Genomic DNA, 687 nt, shown 5'->3' on the forward strand with positions numbered 1-687 from the left:
CGGCATTGGTAATATTTGGATAAACCGGAACAGAGACGGCACCAATTTGCTGAATAGCCATATCTGCCATCATCCATTCGGGGCAATTCTGGCTTATAATGCCAATTTTGTCTCTGCCTTCAACACTACCGTCACCTCCCGAAATTCCCATTTTTAGAAGGGACGCGCTAATTTGATCTATTTTTTGTTTTACCTCTGCGGTACTGTACTTTCTCCATTCTCCTTCTTCCTTGGCTGCAAGCATATCGGGCAGAGGGAAATTTTCCAATTGATAGCTAAGGCAGTCAAAAAGCCGCTTTGGTTCTCCTGAATTTTTTACCTGTGGATTCATTCTAATCGCTGTTTTCTTCCAAAAAATAAGTGGAAGTCATGTCCCTGTATGTTTCCGGCAGGGAGCGCAAAAGTATTATATAATTAAGATAAAAAGATGCGGGAAGAACTACAAATATTTTCTGAAGCACTTATGGTCACCAGCTAATGAAACAAAAAAACCTCACAGGTTTTTGAAACTGTGAGGTTTATCCGCAAGTTAGTTACAAGCGGATTACAAAGTGTGTTAATTTTTAAAAAATAACACGTGTAACCTTATTCTTCTTTATATTTGTATTTATAACTTTTAATAAAAAGGTCATGAATACTAAACTTACATTAACGATAGAACAAGAAATCATAAAAAAGGCAAAAGAT

The 687-nt window shown here is 36.8% G+C and carries 1 protein-coding gene; it reads right to left on the reverse strand.

All coding sequences use genetic code 11. The features are described from left to right. Positions 1–331, reverse strand: a 331-nt coding sequence (locus HC175_RS15975) for an AMP-binding protein (RefSeq protein WP_168139405.1), incomplete at its 3' end; no start/stop codon positions are given. Between the last annotated feature and the right edge of the window lie 356 nt (positions 332–687).

This window comes from Salinimicrobium oceani (genome assembly GCF_012037645.1).